The organism is Oceanicola granulosus HTCC2516 (assembly GCF_000153305.1).
GTDB lineage: Bacteria > Pseudomonadota > Alphaproteobacteria > Rhodobacterales > Rhodobacteraceae > Oceanicola > Oceanicola granulosus.
This window is the reverse complement of the sequence record NZ_CH724110.1, coordinates 158214-174206: the sequence shown is the minus strand read 5'-3', so window position 1 is coordinate 174206 and position 15993 is coordinate 158214. Positions and strand designations below refer to the sequence as shown.

The 15993-nt window shown below is 71.3% G+C and carries 16 protein-coding genes; 13 read left to right on the top strand and 3 right to left on the bottom strand.

Annotated features, from left to right (window positions below; translation table 11 throughout):
- Nucleotides 1–26: 26 nt before the first annotated feature.
- From OG2516_RS17710 to OG2516_RS17675, 8 genes are read left to right on the top strand one after another with little or no spacing between them, the layout of a single operon-like run.
- Entirely contained in the window at nucleotides 27–1160 is a 1134-nt protein-coding gene (locus OG2516_RS17710) for an ABC transporter substrate-binding protein (protein WP_007257012.1), read from the top strand.
- A 58-nt stretch (nucleotides 1161–1218) separates the two neighbouring features.
- Nucleotides 1219–2139 carry a branched-chain amino acid ABC transporter permease gene (locus OG2516_RS17705; protein ID WP_007257011.1) on the top strand — a complete coding sequence of 307 codons (921 nt, stop codon included), beginning with the start codon at nucleotides 1219–1221 and terminating at the stop codon, nucleotides 2137–2139.
- Nucleotides 2136–3119: a branched-chain amino acid ABC transporter permease gene (locus OG2516_RS17700; protein ID WP_007257010.1), complete on the top strand. Its 984-nt coding sequence runs from the start codon at nucleotides 2136–2138 to the stop codon at nucleotides 3117–3119. The genes OG2516_RS17705 and OG2516_RS17700 overlap by 4 nt, the downstream gene beginning before the upstream one ends.
- Nucleotides 3112–3861, top strand: coding sequence for an ABC transporter ATP-binding protein (locus tag OG2516_RS17695; RefSeq protein ID WP_007257009.1), 750 nt, complete (start codon nucleotides 3112–3114; stop codon nucleotides 3859–3861). The genes OG2516_RS17700 and OG2516_RS17695 overlap by 8 nt, the downstream gene beginning before the upstream one ends.
- Nucleotides 3858–4544, top strand: coding sequence for an ABC transporter ATP-binding protein (locus OG2516_RS17690; protein ID WP_007257008.1), 687 nt, complete (start codon nucleotides 3858–3860; stop codon nucleotides 4542–4544). Before OG2516_RS17695 ends, OG2516_RS17690 begins: the two co-directional genes overlap by 4 nt.
- Entirely contained in the window at nucleotides 4544–4951 is a 408-nt protein-coding gene (locus OG2516_RS17685) for an acyl-CoA thioesterase (protein ID WP_007257007.1), read from the top strand. Before OG2516_RS17690 ends, OG2516_RS17685 begins: the two co-directional genes overlap by 1 nt.
- Complete coding sequence (locus tag OG2516_RS17680; RefSeq protein ID WP_007257006.1) at nucleotides 4948–5343, top strand: RidA family protein; 396 nt, start codon at nucleotides 4948–4950, stop codon at nucleotides 5341–5343. Before OG2516_RS17685 ends, OG2516_RS17680 begins: the two co-directional genes overlap by 4 nt.
- 17 nt (nucleotides 5344–5360) lie before the next feature.
- Nucleotides 5361–6542 carry an acetyl-CoA C-acyltransferase gene (locus tag OG2516_RS17675; protein WP_007257005.1) on the top strand — a complete coding sequence of 394 codons (1182 nt, stop codon included), beginning with the start codon at nucleotides 5361–5363 and terminating at the stop codon, nucleotides 6540–6542.
- A 9-nt stretch (nucleotides 6543–6551) separates the two neighbouring features.
- Here OG2516_RS17675 and OG2516_RS17670 read toward each other — a convergent pair whose 3' ends face one another.
- Nucleotides 6552–8033 carry an inorganic phosphate transporter gene (locus tag OG2516_RS17670; protein WP_007257004.1) on the bottom strand — a complete coding sequence of 494 codons (1482 nt, stop codon included), beginning with the start codon at nucleotides 8031–8033 and terminating at the stop codon, nucleotides 6552–6554.
- Between the two features lie 177 nt (nucleotides 8034–8210).
- Between OG2516_RS17670 and OG2516_RS17665 the strand changes: the two genes are divergently transcribed.
- The 5 genes from OG2516_RS17665 to repC all read left to right on the top strand — a co-directional run bounded on the left by OG2516_RS17665 (nucleotide 8211) and on the right by repC (nucleotide 13689).
- Nucleotides 8211–8885 carry an SRPBCC family protein gene (locus OG2516_RS17665; protein WP_007257003.1) on the top strand — a complete coding sequence of 225 codons (675 nt, stop codon included), beginning with the start codon at nucleotides 8211–8213 and terminating at the stop codon, nucleotides 8883–8885.
- A 10-nt stretch (nucleotides 8886–8895) separates the two neighbouring features.
- Nucleotides 8896–10077 carry a zinc-dependent alcohol dehydrogenase gene (locus OG2516_RS17660; RefSeq protein ID WP_007257002.1) on the top strand — a complete coding sequence of 394 codons (1182 nt, stop codon included), beginning with the start codon at nucleotides 8896–8898 and terminating at the stop codon, nucleotides 10075–10077.
- Nucleotides 10078–10267: 190 nt separating this feature from the next.
- Complete coding sequence (repA, locus tag OG2516_RS17655) at nucleotides 10268–11446, top strand: plasmid partitioning protein RepA (protein ID WP_007257001.1); 1179 nt, start codon at nucleotides 10268–10270, stop codon at nucleotides 11444–11446.
- Entirely contained in the window at nucleotides 11446–12381 is a 936-nt protein-coding gene (gene repB, locus OG2516_RS17650) for a plasmid partitioning protein RepB (RefSeq protein ID WP_007257000.1), read from the top strand. The genes repA and repB overlap by 1 nt, the downstream gene beginning before the upstream one ends.
- Nucleotides 12382–12555: 174 nt before the next feature.
- Nucleotides 12556–13689 carry a plasmid replication protein RepC gene (gene repC, locus OG2516_RS17645; protein ID WP_007256999.1) on the top strand — a complete coding sequence of 378 codons (1134 nt, stop codon included), beginning with the start codon at nucleotides 12556–12558 and terminating at the stop codon, nucleotides 13687–13689.
- Nucleotides 13690–13720: 31 nt separating this feature from the next.
- Here the strand turns inward: repC and OG2516_RS17640 are convergent, their stop codons facing one another.
- Both OG2516_RS17640 and OG2516_RS17635 read right to left on the bottom strand, forming a co-directional pair.
- Nucleotides 13721–15178 (bottom strand): hypothetical protein, encoded by a 1458-nt coding sequence (locus OG2516_RS17640; protein ID WP_007256998.1) that lies wholly within the window; start codon nucleotides 15176–15178, stop codon nucleotides 13721–13723.
- Entirely contained in the window at nucleotides 15171–15980 is an 810-nt protein-coding gene (locus OG2516_RS17635; RefSeq protein WP_007256997.1) for a TauD/TfdA family dioxygenase, read from the bottom strand. Before OG2516_RS17635 ends, OG2516_RS17640 begins: the two co-directional genes overlap by 8 nt.
- Nucleotides 15981–15993 lie beyond the last annotated feature (13 nt).

The following is a 15993-nucleotide window of genomic DNA, read 5'->3' as shown; positions in this document are numbered from 1 at the left end:
TGAGACACACAGGGAGAGAGACCAAGATGCTCAAGACACTACTGACCGCCACGACCGCGCTGGCGCTCTGCGCCGGGGCCGCCGCCGCCGAGATCAAGGTCGGCATGATCACCACCCTCTCGGGCGGCGGGGCCGGGCTCGGCATCGACGTGCGCGACGGCTTCATGCTGGCGATGGAGCAGTCCGGCCGCGACGACATCGAGGTCGTCATCGAGGACGACCAGCGCAAGCCCGACATCGCGGTGCAGCTGGCCGACGAGATGATTCAGTCCGAGCGCGTCGACGTGCTCACCGGCATCATCTGGTCCAACCTCGCGATGGCGGTGATCCCCTCGGCGGTGAACCAGGGCGTGATCTACCTGTCGCCCAACGCCGGCCCCTCCGCCCTCGCCGGGGCGGGCTGCCACGAGAACTACTTCAACGTCGCCTGGCAGAACGACAACCTCCACGAGGCCGCCGGCGCCTACGCCAACTCGGCGGGCTACACCAACAGCTTCGTGCTCGCGCCCAACTACCCGGCGGGTCAGGATGCGCTCTCGGGCTACAAGCGCTTCTTCGAGGGCGAGCTCGCCGGCGAGCTCTACACCCAGCTCGGCCAGACCGACTACGCCGCCGAGATCGCCCAGATCCGCGCCTCGGGGGCCGACAGCGTGTTCTTCTTCCTGCCCGGCGGCATGGGGATCTCGTTCCTCAAGCAATACGCCGACAGCGGCGTCGACATCCCCGTCATCGGTCCGGCCTTCAGCTTCGACCAGGGCATCCTGCAGGCGGTCGGCGACGCGGCGCTCGGGGTGGTCAACACCTCGCAATGGTCGAAGGACCTCGACAACCCGGCCAACAACGCCTTCGTCGAGAGCTTCCAGGCCGAGTACGGCCGCCTGCCCTCGCTCTACGCCTCGCAGGGCTTCGACACCGCCAACCTGCTGCTCTCGGCGCTCGAGAGCGCCGACCCCTCCGACGCCGACGCCTTCCGCGCGGCGCTGCGCGCGGCCGACTTCGAGAGCACCCGCGGCGACTTCGAGTTCGGGCCGAACAACCACCCGATCCAGGACATCTACGCCCGCGAGGTGATCCAGGAGGGCGACGTCTACACCAACAAGGTGCTCGAGGTCGCGCTCGAGGATCACGCCGACGCCTACGCGTCCGAGTGCAACATGTAAGAGCCCGCGGCAGGGCCGGTTCTCCCGGCCCTGCCCCCTCCGGAAGAAGCCCCCGCCAATGTCATTCATCCTCGTCGCCGAGCAGATCCTCAACGGCCTCCAGTTCGGCGTGATGCTGTTCCTGATGGCCGCCGGCCTCACGCTGATCTTCGGCGTGATGGGGCTCATCAACCTCGCCCACGGCTCGCTCTACATGGTCGGCGCCTTCGCGGCGGCGGCGGTGGCGGGGGCGACGGGCTCGTTCCTGCTCGGCCTCGTGGCGGCGCTGACGGCGGCGGCGGTGGCCGGCGCGATCATCGAGGTCGCGGTGATCCGGCGGCTCTACAAGGCCGACCACCTCGACCAGGTGCTCGCCACCTTCGCGCTGATCCTGATCTTTTCCGAAGGCACCCGCTGGGCCTTCGGCTCGTTCCCGCTGTTCCTCGACATCCCCGACTGGCTTTCCGGCCCGGTCAGCCTGCCCGGCGGCATCCAGTACCCGCTCTACCGGCTGGCGCTGATCGGCGCGGGGCTGGCCGTCGCGGCGGGCCTGTGGCTGCTGATCGAGCGCACCCGCATCGGCATCCAGATCCGCGCCGGCGAGAACGACCGCGAGATGATCGCCGCCCTCGGCGTCGACATCTCCCGGCTCTACACCCTCGTCTTCGCCCTCGGCGCGGCGCTCGCCGGGCTGGCCGGGGCGCTGGTCGGGGCGATCCAGTCGGTGCAGGTCGGGATGGGCGAGCCGGTGCTGATCCTCGCCTTCGTCGTCATCGTCATCGGCGGCATCGGCTCGATCAAGGGCGCCTTCGTCGGCGCGCTGCTGGTCGGGCTGACCGACACGCTCGGCGGCATCTTCCTGCCCGAGCTGCTCAAGCTCGTCACCGACCCCTCCACCGCCTCCACCGTCGGCGCGTCGGTCGCCTCGATGGCGATCTACATCCTGATGAGCATCGTGCTGATCCTGCGGCCCACCGGCCTGTTCGGGAGCACCGCATGATCCCCGAACGCCTGCTCAACGCGCTGATCCTCGCCGGTCTGCTCGCGGTCCCGCTCTGGGCGCTCGCCGCCGACGAGCCGTTCACCATCACCCTCGCCACCCGCGTCGTGATCCTCGCGCTCGCCGCGGTGGGCCTCAACATCGCGCTCGGCATCGGCGGCCTCGTCAGCCTCGGCCACGCCGCCTTCTTCGGCATCGGCGGCTACGCCATGGGCATCCTCGCCCACCACGCCCAGACCTACACCGCGCTCGACCTCGGCCTGTTCACCGTCTCGGGCACCAAGTCGATGCCGGTGATCTGGCTCGTCGCCACCCTCGCCTCGATGCTCGCGGCGCTGCTCATCGGCCTGCTGTCGCTGCGCACCAGCGGCGTCTACTTCATCATGATCACCCTCGCCTTCGGGCAGATGTTCTACTACTTCGCCATCGGCTGGGCCGAGTACGGCGGCGAGGACGGGCTGTCGATCTACCTGCGCAACTCGTTCCCCGGCCTCAACACGCTGGTGCCGATCCACTTCTTCGGCCTCTGCTTCGCCGTCCTGTGCCTGGCGCTGTTTCTCCACGCCCGCCTCGCCGCCTCCCCCTTCGGCCTCGCGCTCAACGCCGCGCGGCAGGTGCCGGGCCGCGCCGAGGCGGTGGGGCTCGATCCCAAGCGCCTCAAGCTGCTCGCCTTCGTCGTCTCCGGCGCGATCACCGGCCTCGCCGGCGCGCTCTTCGCCGACCTCAACCGCTTCGTCAGCCCGACCATGTTCAGCTGGCACTTCTCCGGCGAGATCATGGTGCTGGTGATCCTCGGCGGCACCGCCCGGGTGATGGGACCGGTCGCGGGAGCGGCGCTCTACGTGGCGCTCGAGCACTGGCTCGGCGGGCTGACCGACTACTGGATCATCTTCCTCGGCGCGATCCTGCTGCTCATCGTGCTGTTCGCGCGCGGCGGCATCGTGGGGATGCTCTCGGGACGGAGGCAGGCCGGTGACTGACCCGATCCTCGCCACCCACGGCCTCGCCAAGAGCTTCGGCGCGCTGACGGCCACCGACGACGTCTCCGTCGAGCTGCGCCCCGGCGAGATCCACGCCATCATCGGGCCCAACGGCGCGGGCAAGTCGACGCTCATCGCCCAGATCAGCGGCGCGCTGCGCCCCGATGCCGGGCGGGTGACGCTGGCCGGGCGCGACGTCACCGCCCTCGCCACTCCGGCCCGGGCGCGCGCCGGGCTGGGGCGGACCTTCCAGATCTCGGCCCTCGCGATGGAAGACACCGTGCTCGAGAACGCCGTCCTCGGCGCCGTCGGCGCGTCGGGCCGCCCCTGGCGCTTCTGGCGCCCCGCCCTGCGCGACGCCGACCTGCGCGCCCGTGCCGAGGACGCCCTCGCCCGCGTCGGCCTCGCCGAGCACGCCGCCGCCCGCTGCGCCGACCTCAGCCACGGCCAGCGCCGCCAGCTCGAGGTCGCCGTCGCCCTGACCCTGCGCCCGCGCGCCTTCGTCATGGACGAGCCCATGGCCGGCCTCGGCGCCGAGGGCTCCAGACAGCTCACCGCCTTCCTCGACGAGCTGCGCCACGAGGCCCCGATCCTGCTCGTCGAGCACGACATGGACGCCGTCTTCGCCCTCGCCGACCGGATCAGCGTGCTCGTCTACGGCAAGATCATCGCCACCGGCACCGCCGACGAGATCCGCACCAGCCGCGAGGTGCGCGAGGCCTACCTGGGAGACGAGTCATGAGCCTGCTGACCCTCTCCGGCCTCACCGCCCGCTACGGCGCGAGCCAGGCGCTGTTCGGCGTCGACCTCGAGGTCGGCGCGGGCGAGGTGGTGGCGCTCATGGGCCGCAACGGCATGGGCAAGACCACGACGGTCAAGTCGATCTGCCGGATGATCCCCTCCGAGGGCCGCCTCGCCTTCGACGGGCGCGACCTCCACGCCCTGCCCAGCCACCGCGCCGCCCGGCTCGGGATCGGGCTGGTCCCCGAGGGCCGGCGCTGCTTCGCCGACCTCACCGTCGCCGAGAACCTGCTCGCCGCCGCCCGCCCCGGCGCGTGGGACATGGACGCCGTCACCGCCTTCCTGCCCCGCCTCGGCGAGCGCCGGCACCAGCGCGCCGCCTCGCTCTCGGGCGGGGAGCAGCAGATGCTCGCCATTGGCCGCGCCCTGATGACCAACCCGCGCCTGCTGATCCTCGACGAGGCCACCGAGGGCCTCGCGCCGATCATCCGCCAGGAGATCTGGTCGGTCATCGGCCGGCTCAAGCGCGAGACGGGGATGGCGATCCTGCTCATCGACAAGTCGCTCAGGGAGCTGCGCCAGGTCTCCGACCGCGCCGTGATCCTGGTGCGCGGCAAGACCGTCTGGAGCGGCGCGATGGACACCCTGACGGCCGACGTCTCCGAGCGGCACGTGGGCGTCTGATGGCCTTCGAGTACGCCCAGAAGGTGCTGTTCCGGCACTGCGACCCGGCCGGGATCGTGTTCTTCCCGCGCTACTTCGAGATGATGAACGATTGCGTCGAGGCGTTCTTCGACAGCGCCCTCCGCTGGCCCTTCGAGGCGCTGCACCGCGTCCAGGCCGTGCCGACCGCCGGTATCGAGACCCGGTTCCGCGCCCCCAGCCGCCACGGTGACCAGCTGACGCTGGCGCTGGAGATCGAGGCCGTCGGCCGCACCTCCTGCCGCTACCTCATGCGCGCGCGCTGCGGCGACGAGGCCCGCTTCGAGACCCGGGCGACGCTGGTGCTGGTCGGCGAGACGGGCCGGCCCGAGGCCTGGCCCGACCCGATCCGGGCGAAACTCACAGACATCAAGGAAGGACGGGGATGACACACCGCATCATTCACCCCGAGGGCTGGCTCCCGGCCAAGGGCTACGCCAACGGCATGCTCACCCGCGACGGCGTGCTCCACATCGGCGGCCAGATCGGCTGGGACGAATCCAAGCGCTTCGTCTCCGGCGGCTTCATCGGCCAGATGCGCCAGGCGCTGAAGAACATCGCCGCCATCGTCGAGGCCGCCGGCGGCGAGGTGTCGGACGTGACGCGCCTGACGTGGTTCGTCACCGACAAGCAGGAATACCTCGCCCACCAGAGCGAGATCGGCGCGGCCTACCGCGAGGTCTTCGGCAAGCACTTCCCGGCCATGTCGATGGTCGTGGTGAAGGAGCTGATCGAGGACGAGGCCGTCGTCGAGATCGAGGCCACCGCCCACCTGTCCTGACCGAGGGAGAAGCGCCGATGCGCGAAGCCGTCATCGTCTCGACCGCCCGCACCGGGATCGCCAAGGCGTTCCGCGGCGCGTTCAACGTCACCCACCCGGCGACGCTCGGCGGCCACGTCATCGCCCACGCCGTGGAGCGCGCGGGCGTCGATCCGGCCGCGATCGAGGACGTGGTGATGGGCTGCGGCATCCCCGAGGGGGCCGCCGGCTTCAACATCGCCCGCGCGTCGGCCCTGCGCGCGGGGGTGCCGGTCAGCGCCGGCGGGCAGGTCGTCGCCCGCCATTGCGGCTCGGGCCTGCAGAGCTTCATGGCCGCCGCCGGCGAGATCGTGCTGGGCGGCGCCGACATCGTCGTCGCCGGCGGGCTCGAGCACGTCACCCTGGTCCAGACCGGCCGCCGCGCGGGCTACGCCGACGAGCCGTGGCTCGCCGCGCACCGGATGGACCTGTTCATGCCGATGCTCGACACCGCCGAGGTCGTCGCCGCCCGCTACGGCATTTCCCGCGAGGCGCAGGACGAATACGCCCTCGAGAGCCAGCGCCGCACCGCCGCCGCGCAGCAGGCGGGCCGCTTCGACGCCGAGATCGTGCCGCTCGCCGTCGAGCGCGAGATCACCGACAAGGCCACTGGCGAGACCCGCCGCGAGACCGTCACCCTCGCCCGGGACGAGGGCAACCGCCCGAACACCACGCTCGAGGGCCTCGCCGCGCTCGAGCCGGTGCGCGGGCCGGGCCACACCGTCACCGCCGGCAACGCCAGCCAGCTCTCCGACGGCGCCTCGGCGGCAATCGTCATGGAGGCCCGCGCCGCCGAGCGCGCCGGGCTCGAGCCGCTCGGCATCTTCCGCGGCATGGTCGTCGCCGGGGTCGAGCCCGACGAGATGGGCATCGGCCCCGTCGCCGCCGTCCCCCGCCTGCTCGCGCGCCACGGCCTCAGCGTCGACGACATCGACCTCTGGGAGCTCAACGAGGCCTTCGCCGTCCAGACCCTCTTTTGCCGCGACCGCCTCGGCATCCCCGCCGAGCGGCTCAACGTCGACGGCGGCGCCATCTCCATCGGCCACCCGTTCGGCATGAGCGGGGCCCGCCTCGTCGGCCACGCCCTCCTCGAGGGCCGCCGGCGCGGCGCGAAGTTCGCCGTCGTCACCATGTGCATCGGCGGCGGCCAGGGCGCGGCGGGGCTGCTCCAGCTGCGCTGAGTCCCCGCCTCACCCCGCGATCAGGGCGATCAGGTAGAAGATCAGCGCCGAGAGCACCGCCGCGGCGGGCACGGTGATGATCCAGGCGGCGGCGATGGTCATGAAGTGCGAGCGCCGCACCAGCTTGCGCCGCCGCCGCTCCTCGCGCGGCACCGGCGCCTCGGGGATCGCCAGCTTCGCCGCCTTGAGCCGACGCTCGGTGTACCACTCGCGGAAGAACCCGACGCCGAAGATGCCGCCCACGGCGATGTGCGTCGAGCTCACCGGCAGGCCCAGCCAGCTCGCGAAGATCACCGTGATCGCCGCCGACAGCGCCACGCAGTAGGCGCGCATCGGGTTCAGCTTGGTGATCTCGCCGCCGACCACCCGGATCAGCCGCGGGCCGAACAGGAACAGCCCGAACGAGATCCCGAACGCGCCGATCAGCATCACCCAGATCGGGATCGCGAAGGCGTCGACGAACTCGCCGCTCTGCGACGCCTGCACGATCGCGGCGAGCGGGCCCACCGCGTTGGCCACGTCGTTGGCCCCGTGCGCGAAGCTCAGCAGCGCCGCCGAGACGATCAGCGGGATGCCGAACAGCACCTTGAGCGACTTGTTGCGGTTCTCCAGCCCGCGCGACTGGCGGCGGATCACCGGGATCATCACCGCCCAGGTCGCCACCGCCGCGACCAGCCCGAGCAGCAGCGCGCCCCCCAGGCCGATGTCGAGGACGTTCTTCAGCCCCTTCATCACCAGGTAGGCGGTGAACGCCCCGGCCATGATCCCCACCAGCATCGGCACCCAGCGGCGCGCGGCGGAGATCTTGTCGTCCTGGTAGATGATCCGCGCCTTGATGAACCACAGGAAGCCCGCGGCGATGACGCCGCCGAGGAACGGCGAGATCACCCAGCTCGCCGCGATCATCCCCATCTGCCCCCAGCTCACCGCCGCGAAGCCCGCCGCCGCGATGCCCGCGCCCATCACGCCGCCGACGACGGAGTGCGTCGTCGAGACCGGCGCGCCGACCCAGGTGGCGAGGTTGACCCACAGCGCCGACGACAGCAGCGCCGCCATCATCGCCCAGATGAACACGTCCACCGAGTCGAGGCTCGACGGCGCGACGATCCCCTTGGCGATGGTCGAGACCACGTCGCCCCCCGCCAGCAGCGCCCCCGCCGTCTCGCAGATCGCCGCGATGGCGATGGCGCCGCCCATGGTCAGCGCGTTGGCGCCCACGGCCGGGCCCATGTTGTTGGCCACGTCGTTGGCGCCGATGTTGAGCGCCATGTAGGCGCCGAAGGCGGCGGCGAGCACGATGATGATCGGGTTGCTCACGTCGCCGAAGGTCAGCGCGGCGAACAGCGCGGCGGCGAACATGAACAGCAGGGCGATGCCCTTGCCGACGATGGGCCGCCCGACGAAGGACAGCGCCCTCTCGGCACGCGCCAGCCGACCGAGATCCCGGTCGAGGGTCTCGAGGTGTCTTGCTTCCAGGTCTCTGTCTGTCACGGGCCCGCCTCGGTCGCGTCGGATGACGTCGTGGCTACCCGATGCGACGCCCGCGCACAATTCGAACCTGCGCACCGCCGGACAGGCGGCGCGCCGCCCGGGGCGCGGCATCGGCCGGAACTGCCCCCGGCGGCAAGCCGTTTCAGCCCCGACGCCCGAGAGCGAAGGAGGCCCCCGATGAGCTACATCCATCCAGAGGACGACCGCGTGGCGCGGCACGGGCCGCGCGCCCGGCGGCGCTACCCGCGCGGAACGGCGGCGGCGCTCGGCGTCGGCCTGGTGCTGCTCGGCGGGCTGGCCGCGCAGCAGTTCGCGCCGCGCCGGATGCCGCACCGCCCGCCCGACAGCGCGCCCGGCCGCACCTCGCGCCAGAGCCGCTACGGCGACTACGCCGTCACCGGCCGCAGCGTGACGATCAACAAGCCCCGGCAGGAGATCTACGACTTCTGGCGCGACTTCTCCAACCTCGCCCGCTTCATGGAGAACGTCGAGAGCGTGCACGAGGCCGGCGACGTCACCGTCTGGACCATCGCCGCGCCCGCCGGGCGGTCGGTCGAGGTCCGCACCCGCATCGTGCAGGACCGCCCCGGCGAGGAGATCGCCTGGCGCGCCACCGACGACAGCGAGATCGACACCGAGGGCAAGGTGATGTTCCGCGACGCGCCCGGCGATCGCGGCACCGTGGTCGAGGCCGTCATCGCCTACAAGCCGCCCATGGGCGAGCTCGGCCGCCTCGCCGCCAAGCTGTTCCAGGCCGAGCCCGCCGTGCAGGCGCGCCGCGACCTGAAGCGGCTGAAGATGCTGCTCGAGACCGGCGAGATCGCCACCAACCGCAACCGCACCGACTCCTGAGGAGGACGCCATGCGCGCACTGACATACCAAGGCAAGCACGACGTCCGCGTCGAGACCGTCCCCGACCCGCAGATCGTCAACCCCCGCGACGCGATCATCGAGATCACCGCCACCGCCATCTGCGGCTCCGACCTGCACCTCTACGACGGCGTGATCCCCGCCGTCATGCCCGGCGACATCCTCGGCCACGAGTTCATGGGCCGCGTCGTCGAGACCGGCCCCGGCTCGACGCTCGAGAAGGGCCAGCGCGTCGTGGTGCCGTTCACCATCTCCTGCGGCCAGTGCTTCCACTGCGCCCAGCAGCAGTTCTCGGCCTGCGACAATTCCAATCCCGCCGAGAAGCAGGACCTGACCGAGCCGCTCTACGGCCACCCGGTCTCGGGCCTGTTCGGCTACAGCCACCTCACCGGCGGCTATCCCGGCGGTCAGGCGGAGTATGTCCGCGTCCCCTTCTCCGACGTCGGCCCCATCGTCATCCCCGACGGCATGGACGACGAGGAGGTGCTGTTCCTCTCCGACATCCTGCCCACCGGCTGGATGGCCGCCGAAAACGCCGACATCACCGAGGGCGACACGGTCGCCGTCTGGGGCTGCGGGCCGGTGGGGCTGTTCGCGGTGCAGAGCGCCAGGGTCATGGGCGCGCACAAGGTCATCGCCATCGACCACTACCCCAACCGCCTCGCCCTCGCGCGGCAGATGGGGGCCGAGGTGATCGACTACACCCAGACCCACGTGCTCGAGGCGCTGATGGAGATGACCGGCGGCATCGGCCCCGACGCCGTCATCGACGCGGTCGGCATGGAGAGCCACGGCTTCGCCCCCGACAACATGCTCGACACGATCAAGCAGACGGTCGGCATGGGCGCCGACGCGCCGCACGCGCTGCGCATGGCGATCATGGCCTGCCGCAAGGGCGGGCGCATCTCGATGCCCGGCGTCTACGGCGGGATGGCCGACAAGTTCCCGCTCGGCGCGCTGATGGAGAAGGGCCTGCAGCTGCGCACCGGCCAGACCCACGTGCAGCGCTACACCTCCGACCTGCTGCGCCGCATCCAGGAGGGCGAACTCGACACGACCTTCATGATCTCCCACCGCCTGCCGCTCGAGGAGGCGGCGCGCGGCTACGCCAACTTCGCCAACAACCAGAACGACTGGACGAAGGTGGTCCTGAAGCCCGGCATGGCCGCCTGACCCGGCCCTCACGCAGCCGCCGGCCCCCGGGCTGGCGGCTGCCGTGCAACGCCTCCGCGCCCCGCCTGTGGAAAACCCCTTGCGCGACTCGGTTTGCCCGCCGATAAGTTACGCCCAAGAGCGAACAATACGTCACAAGGCGTAACCACGAAAACGTTAGCGCCCGGAAACGCACCGGGTCGAGGGCAGTATGGCGGAGCAGACACGAATCGACCACCTGGTCGGGCAGCATGCGGCGAACCTTTCCGAGCAGCTGCAGGCGCACAGGCAACAGCTTTTCCCGCCCGACACCCGCCGGGTGTTGCGCCGGTTCACCTCCGGCGAAGTCGCCGACCTGCTCGGGGTGAAGGACGCCTACCTGCGCAAGCTCCACCTCGACGGGCGCGGCCCCGAGCCCGAGATCCGCGCCGGCGGGCGGCGCTACTACTCCCCCGACGACATCAAGGCGCTGCGCGAGATGCTCGAGAAGGGCGCCAAGACGCCCGGCACCTACCTGCCCGGGCGGCGCGAGGGCGACCACCTGCAGGTGATCTCGGTCATCAACTTCAAGGGCGGCTCGGCCAAGACCACCACCTCCGCCCACCTCGCCCAGAAGCTCGCGCTCGACGGCTACCGCGTCCTCGGCATCGACCTCGACCCGCAGGCGTCGCTCTCGGCGCTGCACGGCTTCCAGCCCGAGTTCGACCTCGTCGACGGCGGCACCCTCTACGACGCGATCCGCTACGACGACCCGGTGCCGCTCTCGGAGGTGATCCAGAAGACCTACTTCAACGGCCTCGACATCGTGCCGGGCAACCTCGACCTGATGGAGTTCGAGCACGACACGCCCCGGATGCTGGTCAACCACTCGGGCGAGCTGTTCTTCACCCGCGTCGGCGAGGCGCTGTCGTCGGTCGACGCCGACTACGACATCGTCGTGATCGACTGCCCGCCGCAGCTCGGCTTTTTGTCCATGTCCGCCCTCTCGGCGGCGACGGCGGTGCTGGTGACGGTGCATCCGCAGATGCTCGACCTGATGAGCATGTGCCAGTTCCTGCTGATGACCTCCAACCTGCTCGGCATCGTCGCCGACGCGGGCGGCGACATGAGCTACGACTGGATGCGCTACCTCGTCACCCGCTACGAGCCCGGCGACGGGCCGCAGAACCAGATGGTCAGCTTCATGCGCCAGCTGTTCGGCGAGCACGTGCTCAACCACCCGGTGCTCAAGTCGACCGCCATCTCCGATGCCGGCCTCACCAAGCAGACGCTCTACGAGGTTGAGAAATCGTTGTTCGTGCGTTCGACCTATGAACGCGCCCTTGAGAGTCTCAATGCATCAAATGGCGAGATCGAGACACTGATCCAGCGTGCCTGGGGGAGGGACTGATGGCCCGCAAGAACGTCCTGCAAGGATTGATGAAGCCCGCCGGCGGCGGTGGCGAGGGCGAGCCGCCCGCCGCCCCAGCCCCGGCCCAGCCGCGGCGGCGCACCGGCGCGATCGGCGCGGTCAGCCAGTCGCTCGCCGATCTGAAGATGCGCGCCCTCGTCGAGGTGCCCGCCGACATGATCGACGACGCCGGCCTGCGCGACCGCCTCGACAGCGACCCGGCGGCGCACGAGGAGCTCATGCGCTCGCTCAAGACCTACGGCCAGCAGGTCCCGGTCATGCTGCGCCATTCGCCCAACTACGAGGGCCGCTACGACATCGTCTACGGCCGCCGCCGCGTCGCCGCGCTGAAGGCGCTGCGGATGCCGGTCAAGGCGATGATCCGCGATCTCGACGACCGCTCGCTGATCGTCGCGCAGGGCCAGGAGAACGCCGCCCGGCGCGATCTGACCTTCATCGAGAAGGCCAACTTCGCCCGCCAGATGGTGCGCGGCGGGTTCGACCGCAAGACGGTCTGCGACGCGCTGCACATCGACAAGACCGTCGTCAGCCGGATGCTGCAGGTGGCCGAGGCGGTGCCGCTCGAGGTGATCGAGGCCATCGGCGCCGCCCCCGCGGCGGGCCGCGACCGCTGGCTCGCGCTGGCCAAGCGGCTCGACGGGCGCGCCCCGGACGAGGTGGTGGCGCTGGCGCGGGGCGAGACGTCCGACGCCCGCTTCGAGGCGCTGTTCGCCGCCCTCGCCCCCGAATCCCGGCGCCAGCCCCCTGCCCCGCCGCGCGAGTTGCACGACGCCGACGGCACCCTGCTCGCCCGGATGGGCCGCAAGGGCGCCCGCGCGACGCTGACGCTCGAGACGGGCGACGGGTTCGACGAGTGGCTGGCCGAGAATTTCGACAGGATCTACCGCGACTTCCGCACGGAGCGCGGTCGGTGAGCAGAGCAACGACAACAACGAGGGAGGCACGAGCCGGATAAAAGAAGACCCCCCAGGACATGACATCCCGAAGGGCCGTTCTTACTCGCAATTCGAACTTACCTTCTCCAGTTGACAGATGTCAACTAGCGCCGTGTCCGGCGGGCGGAGAACTTTTGTCTTCGTGAACGAAACATGCAGCAGGTCTTCACGACGTCCTTCGGACGGCGGCAGTCGGACTATGCCCAGTTGGCGGCGCAGGCCCGCCACGAGCGTCCCCTGCCCCGCGCCGGGCGCGACAAGTGGGTCATCCTCAAGGACCTCACCGCCGCGCGCGCCGCCTTCGGCATCTCCGACCGCACCCTCGCGGTGCTCTCGGCGCTGGTGAGCTTCCATCCCGGCCGCGAGCTGGCCGGCGAGCGGCGGCCCGTCGTCTTCCCGTCCAACGCCACCCTCGCCGCCCGGCTCCACGGCATGGCCGAGAGCACCCTGCGCCGCCACCTCGCGGCGCTGGTCTCCGCCGGGCTGGTGCTGCGCCGAGACAGCCCCAACGGCAAGCGGTTCGCCCGCCGCGCCGACGGCATGACCGAGGCGTTCGGCTTCGACCTCTCGCCCCTGCTCCACCGCGACGCCGAGATCGCCGCCGCGGCCGAGGCCGCCCGCGAGGCCGAGGCCCGGCTCAAGGCGCTGCGCCAGGAGGTGGTGGTGCTGCTGCGCGAGGCGAGCGGGCTCGTCGCGCTCGGCCAGTCCCGCGCGCCCGACGCCTGGGACGCCGCCGCCGACAAGCTCGCCCTCGTCCGCCGCGCCCTGCGCCGCACGCTCGGCCACGACGACCTCGCCGCGCTCGCCGCCGATCTCTCCGAGGCGATCGCCCGCGCCTCCGAGCGCCTGTGCCCCGTCGCCGAAGAGCCTGCCGCGACACCGGAACCGAGCGGCAATGACAGCCGAAATGAGCGGCACATACAGGAATCAATATCAGATGAATCTATCTCTGATCCTGCCGCGCCCCCTGCCCTGCCCGCCGTCCTCGCCGCCTTCCCCGAAGCGCAGCTGTTCTCGCCCGACCCGGTGCGCAGCTGGCCCCAGCTGATCGCGCTGGCCGGACAGCTTCGGCCGATGCTGAGAATAGACTCTGCAACATGGCAAGCGGCCCTCCAGGCGATGACCCCGGCCGGGGCGACCTTGGCTCTGCTGCTGATCCTCGAACAGGCCGCCGCGATCCGCGAGCCGGGGGCCTACCTGCGGCGGCTCGCTCAGAAGGCCGGGGCCGGAAGTTTCTGTGCCTACGAGATGGCGCGGGCGCGGGTGCGGCGGGAGTTGGCGAGTTGACAGCCGTCAACCGGGCGGAAGTTGACGGCTGTCAACCGAACAGCCCGGCCCGTCGCCGGATCATCGCCTCGAACGCCTCGGTCACCCGGTCCAGATGCGGGCGCGTGTACGGAAAGGCGCGGACGTGGTCGTAATTGTGGCGCATCGCGGCGTTGGCTTCGAAGACGGTGATGCCGCCGTCGTCGTCGAGGTGGAAGTCGATCCCCATGAAGTCGAGCCCGAGCTGGTCGGCAATCCCGTGCAGCGCCGCCATCGCGCGCGCGCCCAGGTGCCCGGCAGGATCGGTGAGGTAATGCCGCTCGCGCTCCTGCGCCGCCCGGTCCTTGTCCATGACGCGGTAGCGGTCGCCCGAATGGATCTGCCAGCTGTCGCTCGTCAGGCTGGCGACGGGGAAGAACCGCCCGTCGACGAAGAAACAGCGCGTCTTGCGGAAATGGCCGTCCCCGTCGCGCAGGTCGATATACTCGATCGCGTTCAGCGTCTCGCCGGGGCGGCGCGCCTCGAGATAGGCGCGCACGGCGGCGGTGTCGTCGAGCTTCTCCATCGTCAGCCCGGTCTGCGTCCCTGCGACGCGCAGGATCACCGGATAGCCCAGCCCCTCGCCCTCGATCCGCCGCAGCGTGGCCGTGCGATCCTCGGCCACCTCGAGCGCCAGGGTGCGCGGGAAGCGGACGCCGTCGATCAGCGGCAGGCGCAGGCTGTTGGCGCGGCGCGTCGTGCCGAGCACCAGCGCGGGCGGGTTGACGACCGGCAGATCGGGGAAGCGCGCGAGGAAGGCGTCGAGGTTCTTCAGCTGCGGCCCGTTGAGGTCGGCACAGGCGATGGTGTTGAGCACCACGTCCACCTTCGGCAGCCGTTCGAGCGTGGCGAGGCTGTCGCCCCAGGCGGTGAGCACGTGCAGGTCGACGGCGCCGGGGCGCAGCAGGTCGGAGAGCGAGAAATGCCCGCTCTTGAGGCTGCGGCTCCACAGGCCGGTGCGGCGCGAGCGCGCGACCTGGTAGCGGCTGTTGTCGAAGCAGCGCGCGCGCAGCACCTGCGGGCGGTCCTTGTCGGGCGCCGGCGGGCGGCGCAGCGGCTCGAGCAGGGCGGAGCAGGCGAGCATCCGCTTCGCCGCCCGGGTCTCGCCGGCCTCGTGGAGCAGCGCCGCATAGGTCCGGTGCGGGCGCGCGGCGAGGACGCCGAGCGCGTGGGCGCGGCCGAAGACCTGTGCCGCCGCCTTGTGCTCGCCGAGCCGGAACAGCACCTCGCCGACCCGGCCGAGCCCGCCCCACTCGCGCGACGCAAGGGCCAGCGCCCGGCGCAGGTGGCGGCTGACGCGGCGGGCCTGCCGCGCGGAGAGCAGCGCCTCGGCGAGATCGACCCGCAGGTCGGGATCGCGCGGCGCGGCGCGGGCGGCGCGGTAGGCTTCGTCGAGCAGGGCCCGCACGTGCGGCGCGGTGACAGCCGGACGCGGGCGGCTGCGCTGCGGGGTCAGCCGGACCTCAACCAAGGGCGCCGCCGTGCATCCTGATGCGGTACATCAGCCGGTCGCTGTCGCCGCCGAACCCGCGCCGCCCGTGCAGGACGCGGGTGTTCTGCATGAAGACGATCTCGCCGGGCTGCGCCTTGAACTCGTAGGTCGGCACCTGCTCGAGGATCTCGTCGAGCCGGTCGAGCGCCGTGACGAGCGGCTGCGGCAGGCCGCCGGCCTCTTCGGCGGCGGTGTCGATCTGGCTGCGGTAGTAGCGCATCTGCGGCGCGCTGCGCCGGCCGAACAGGATCGGCATCGGCCCCTTGCCGAACGGAAACTGCGGCCGCGCCAGCGTCTCGACCAGCGGCGGGGGCAGGGCGGCGACGATGTCGTCGGCGCAGGCCATGGTCGAGGCGCCCCCGTCAGCGGCGGAGCGGATGAACTGGAACAGCACCAGCGGGTGGGGCTTGGCGAGGTAGGAGCTGTCAGTGTGCAGCGCGAGCGGCTGGTTGGTGCGGCTGTAGGCCGTCACCGCGCCGGCGTTCTCGGCGCGGCTCCTGTCGATGCGCACCTGGGTGAACGACACCTTGAGCAGCCGGTCGCGGTCGAAGCCGGGCGGGTGCGGCGGGGTGATCGCGATGGTGCGCGCCAGCGCGACGGCGAGGCTGCGGTCTTCCGTCGGCGCCAGCCCGGTGAGGCGCACGAAGCAGGGCGGGGTGCGCAGGGCGGCGATGATCCGGTCGGCGATCTGGCGGATCGCGGCGGCCGGATCGGCGCTGGCGCGCAGCCGCTGCTCGTCGATCGCCAGGGTGGGGCCGGGGCCGGCATCGGTCGAAGTCATGGCGTTCGGCTCC

Coding starts and splice junctions, on each gene's coding strand:
- OG2516_RS17710 (WP_007257012.1), top strand. CDS start 27: ATGCTCAAGACACTACTGACCGCCACGACCGCGCTGGCGCTCTGCGCC.
- OG2516_RS17705 (WP_007257011.1), top strand. CDS start 1,219: ATGTCATTCATCCTCGTCGCCGAGCAGATCCTCAACGGCCTCCAGTTC.
- OG2516_RS17700 (WP_007257010.1), top strand. CDS start 2,136: ATGATCCCCGAACGCCTGCTCAACGCGCTGATCCTCGCCGGTCTGCTC.
- OG2516_RS17690 (WP_007257008.1), top strand. CDS start 3,858: ATGAGCCTGCTGACCCTCTCCGGCCTCACCGCCCGCTACGGCGCGAGC.
- OG2516_RS17685 (WP_007257007.1), top strand. CDS start 4,544: ATGGCCTTCGAGTACGCCCAGAAGGTGCTGTTCCGGCACTGCGACCCG.
- OG2516_RS17680 (WP_007257006.1), top strand. CDS start 4,948: ATGACACACCGCATCATTCACCCCGAGGGCTGGCTCCCGGCCAAGGGC.
- OG2516_RS17675 (WP_007257005.1), top strand. CDS start 5,361: ATGCGCGAAGCCGTCATCGTCTCGACCGCCCGCACCGGGATCGCCAAG.
- OG2516_RS17665 (WP_007257003.1), top strand. CDS start 8,211: ATGAGCTACATCCATCCAGAGGACGACCGCGTGGCGCGGCACGGGCCG.
- OG2516_RS17660 (WP_007257002.1), top strand. CDS start 8,896: ATGCGCGCACTGACATACCAAGGCAAGCACGACGTCCGCGTCGAGACC.
- repA (WP_007257001.1), top strand. CDS start 10,268: ATGGCGGAGCAGACACGAATCGACCACCTGGTCGGGCAGCATGCGGCG.
- repB (WP_007257000.1), top strand. CDS start 11,446: ATGGCCCGCAAGAACGTCCTGCAAGGATTGATGAAGCCCGCCGGCGGC.
- repC (WP_007256999.1), top strand. CDS start 12,556: ATGCAGCAGGTCTTCACGACGTCCTTCGGACGGCGGCAGTCGGACTAT.
- OG2516_RS17635 (WP_007256997.1), bottom strand. CDS start 15,980: ATGACTTCGACCGATGCCGGCCCCGGCCCCACCCTGGCGATCGACGAG.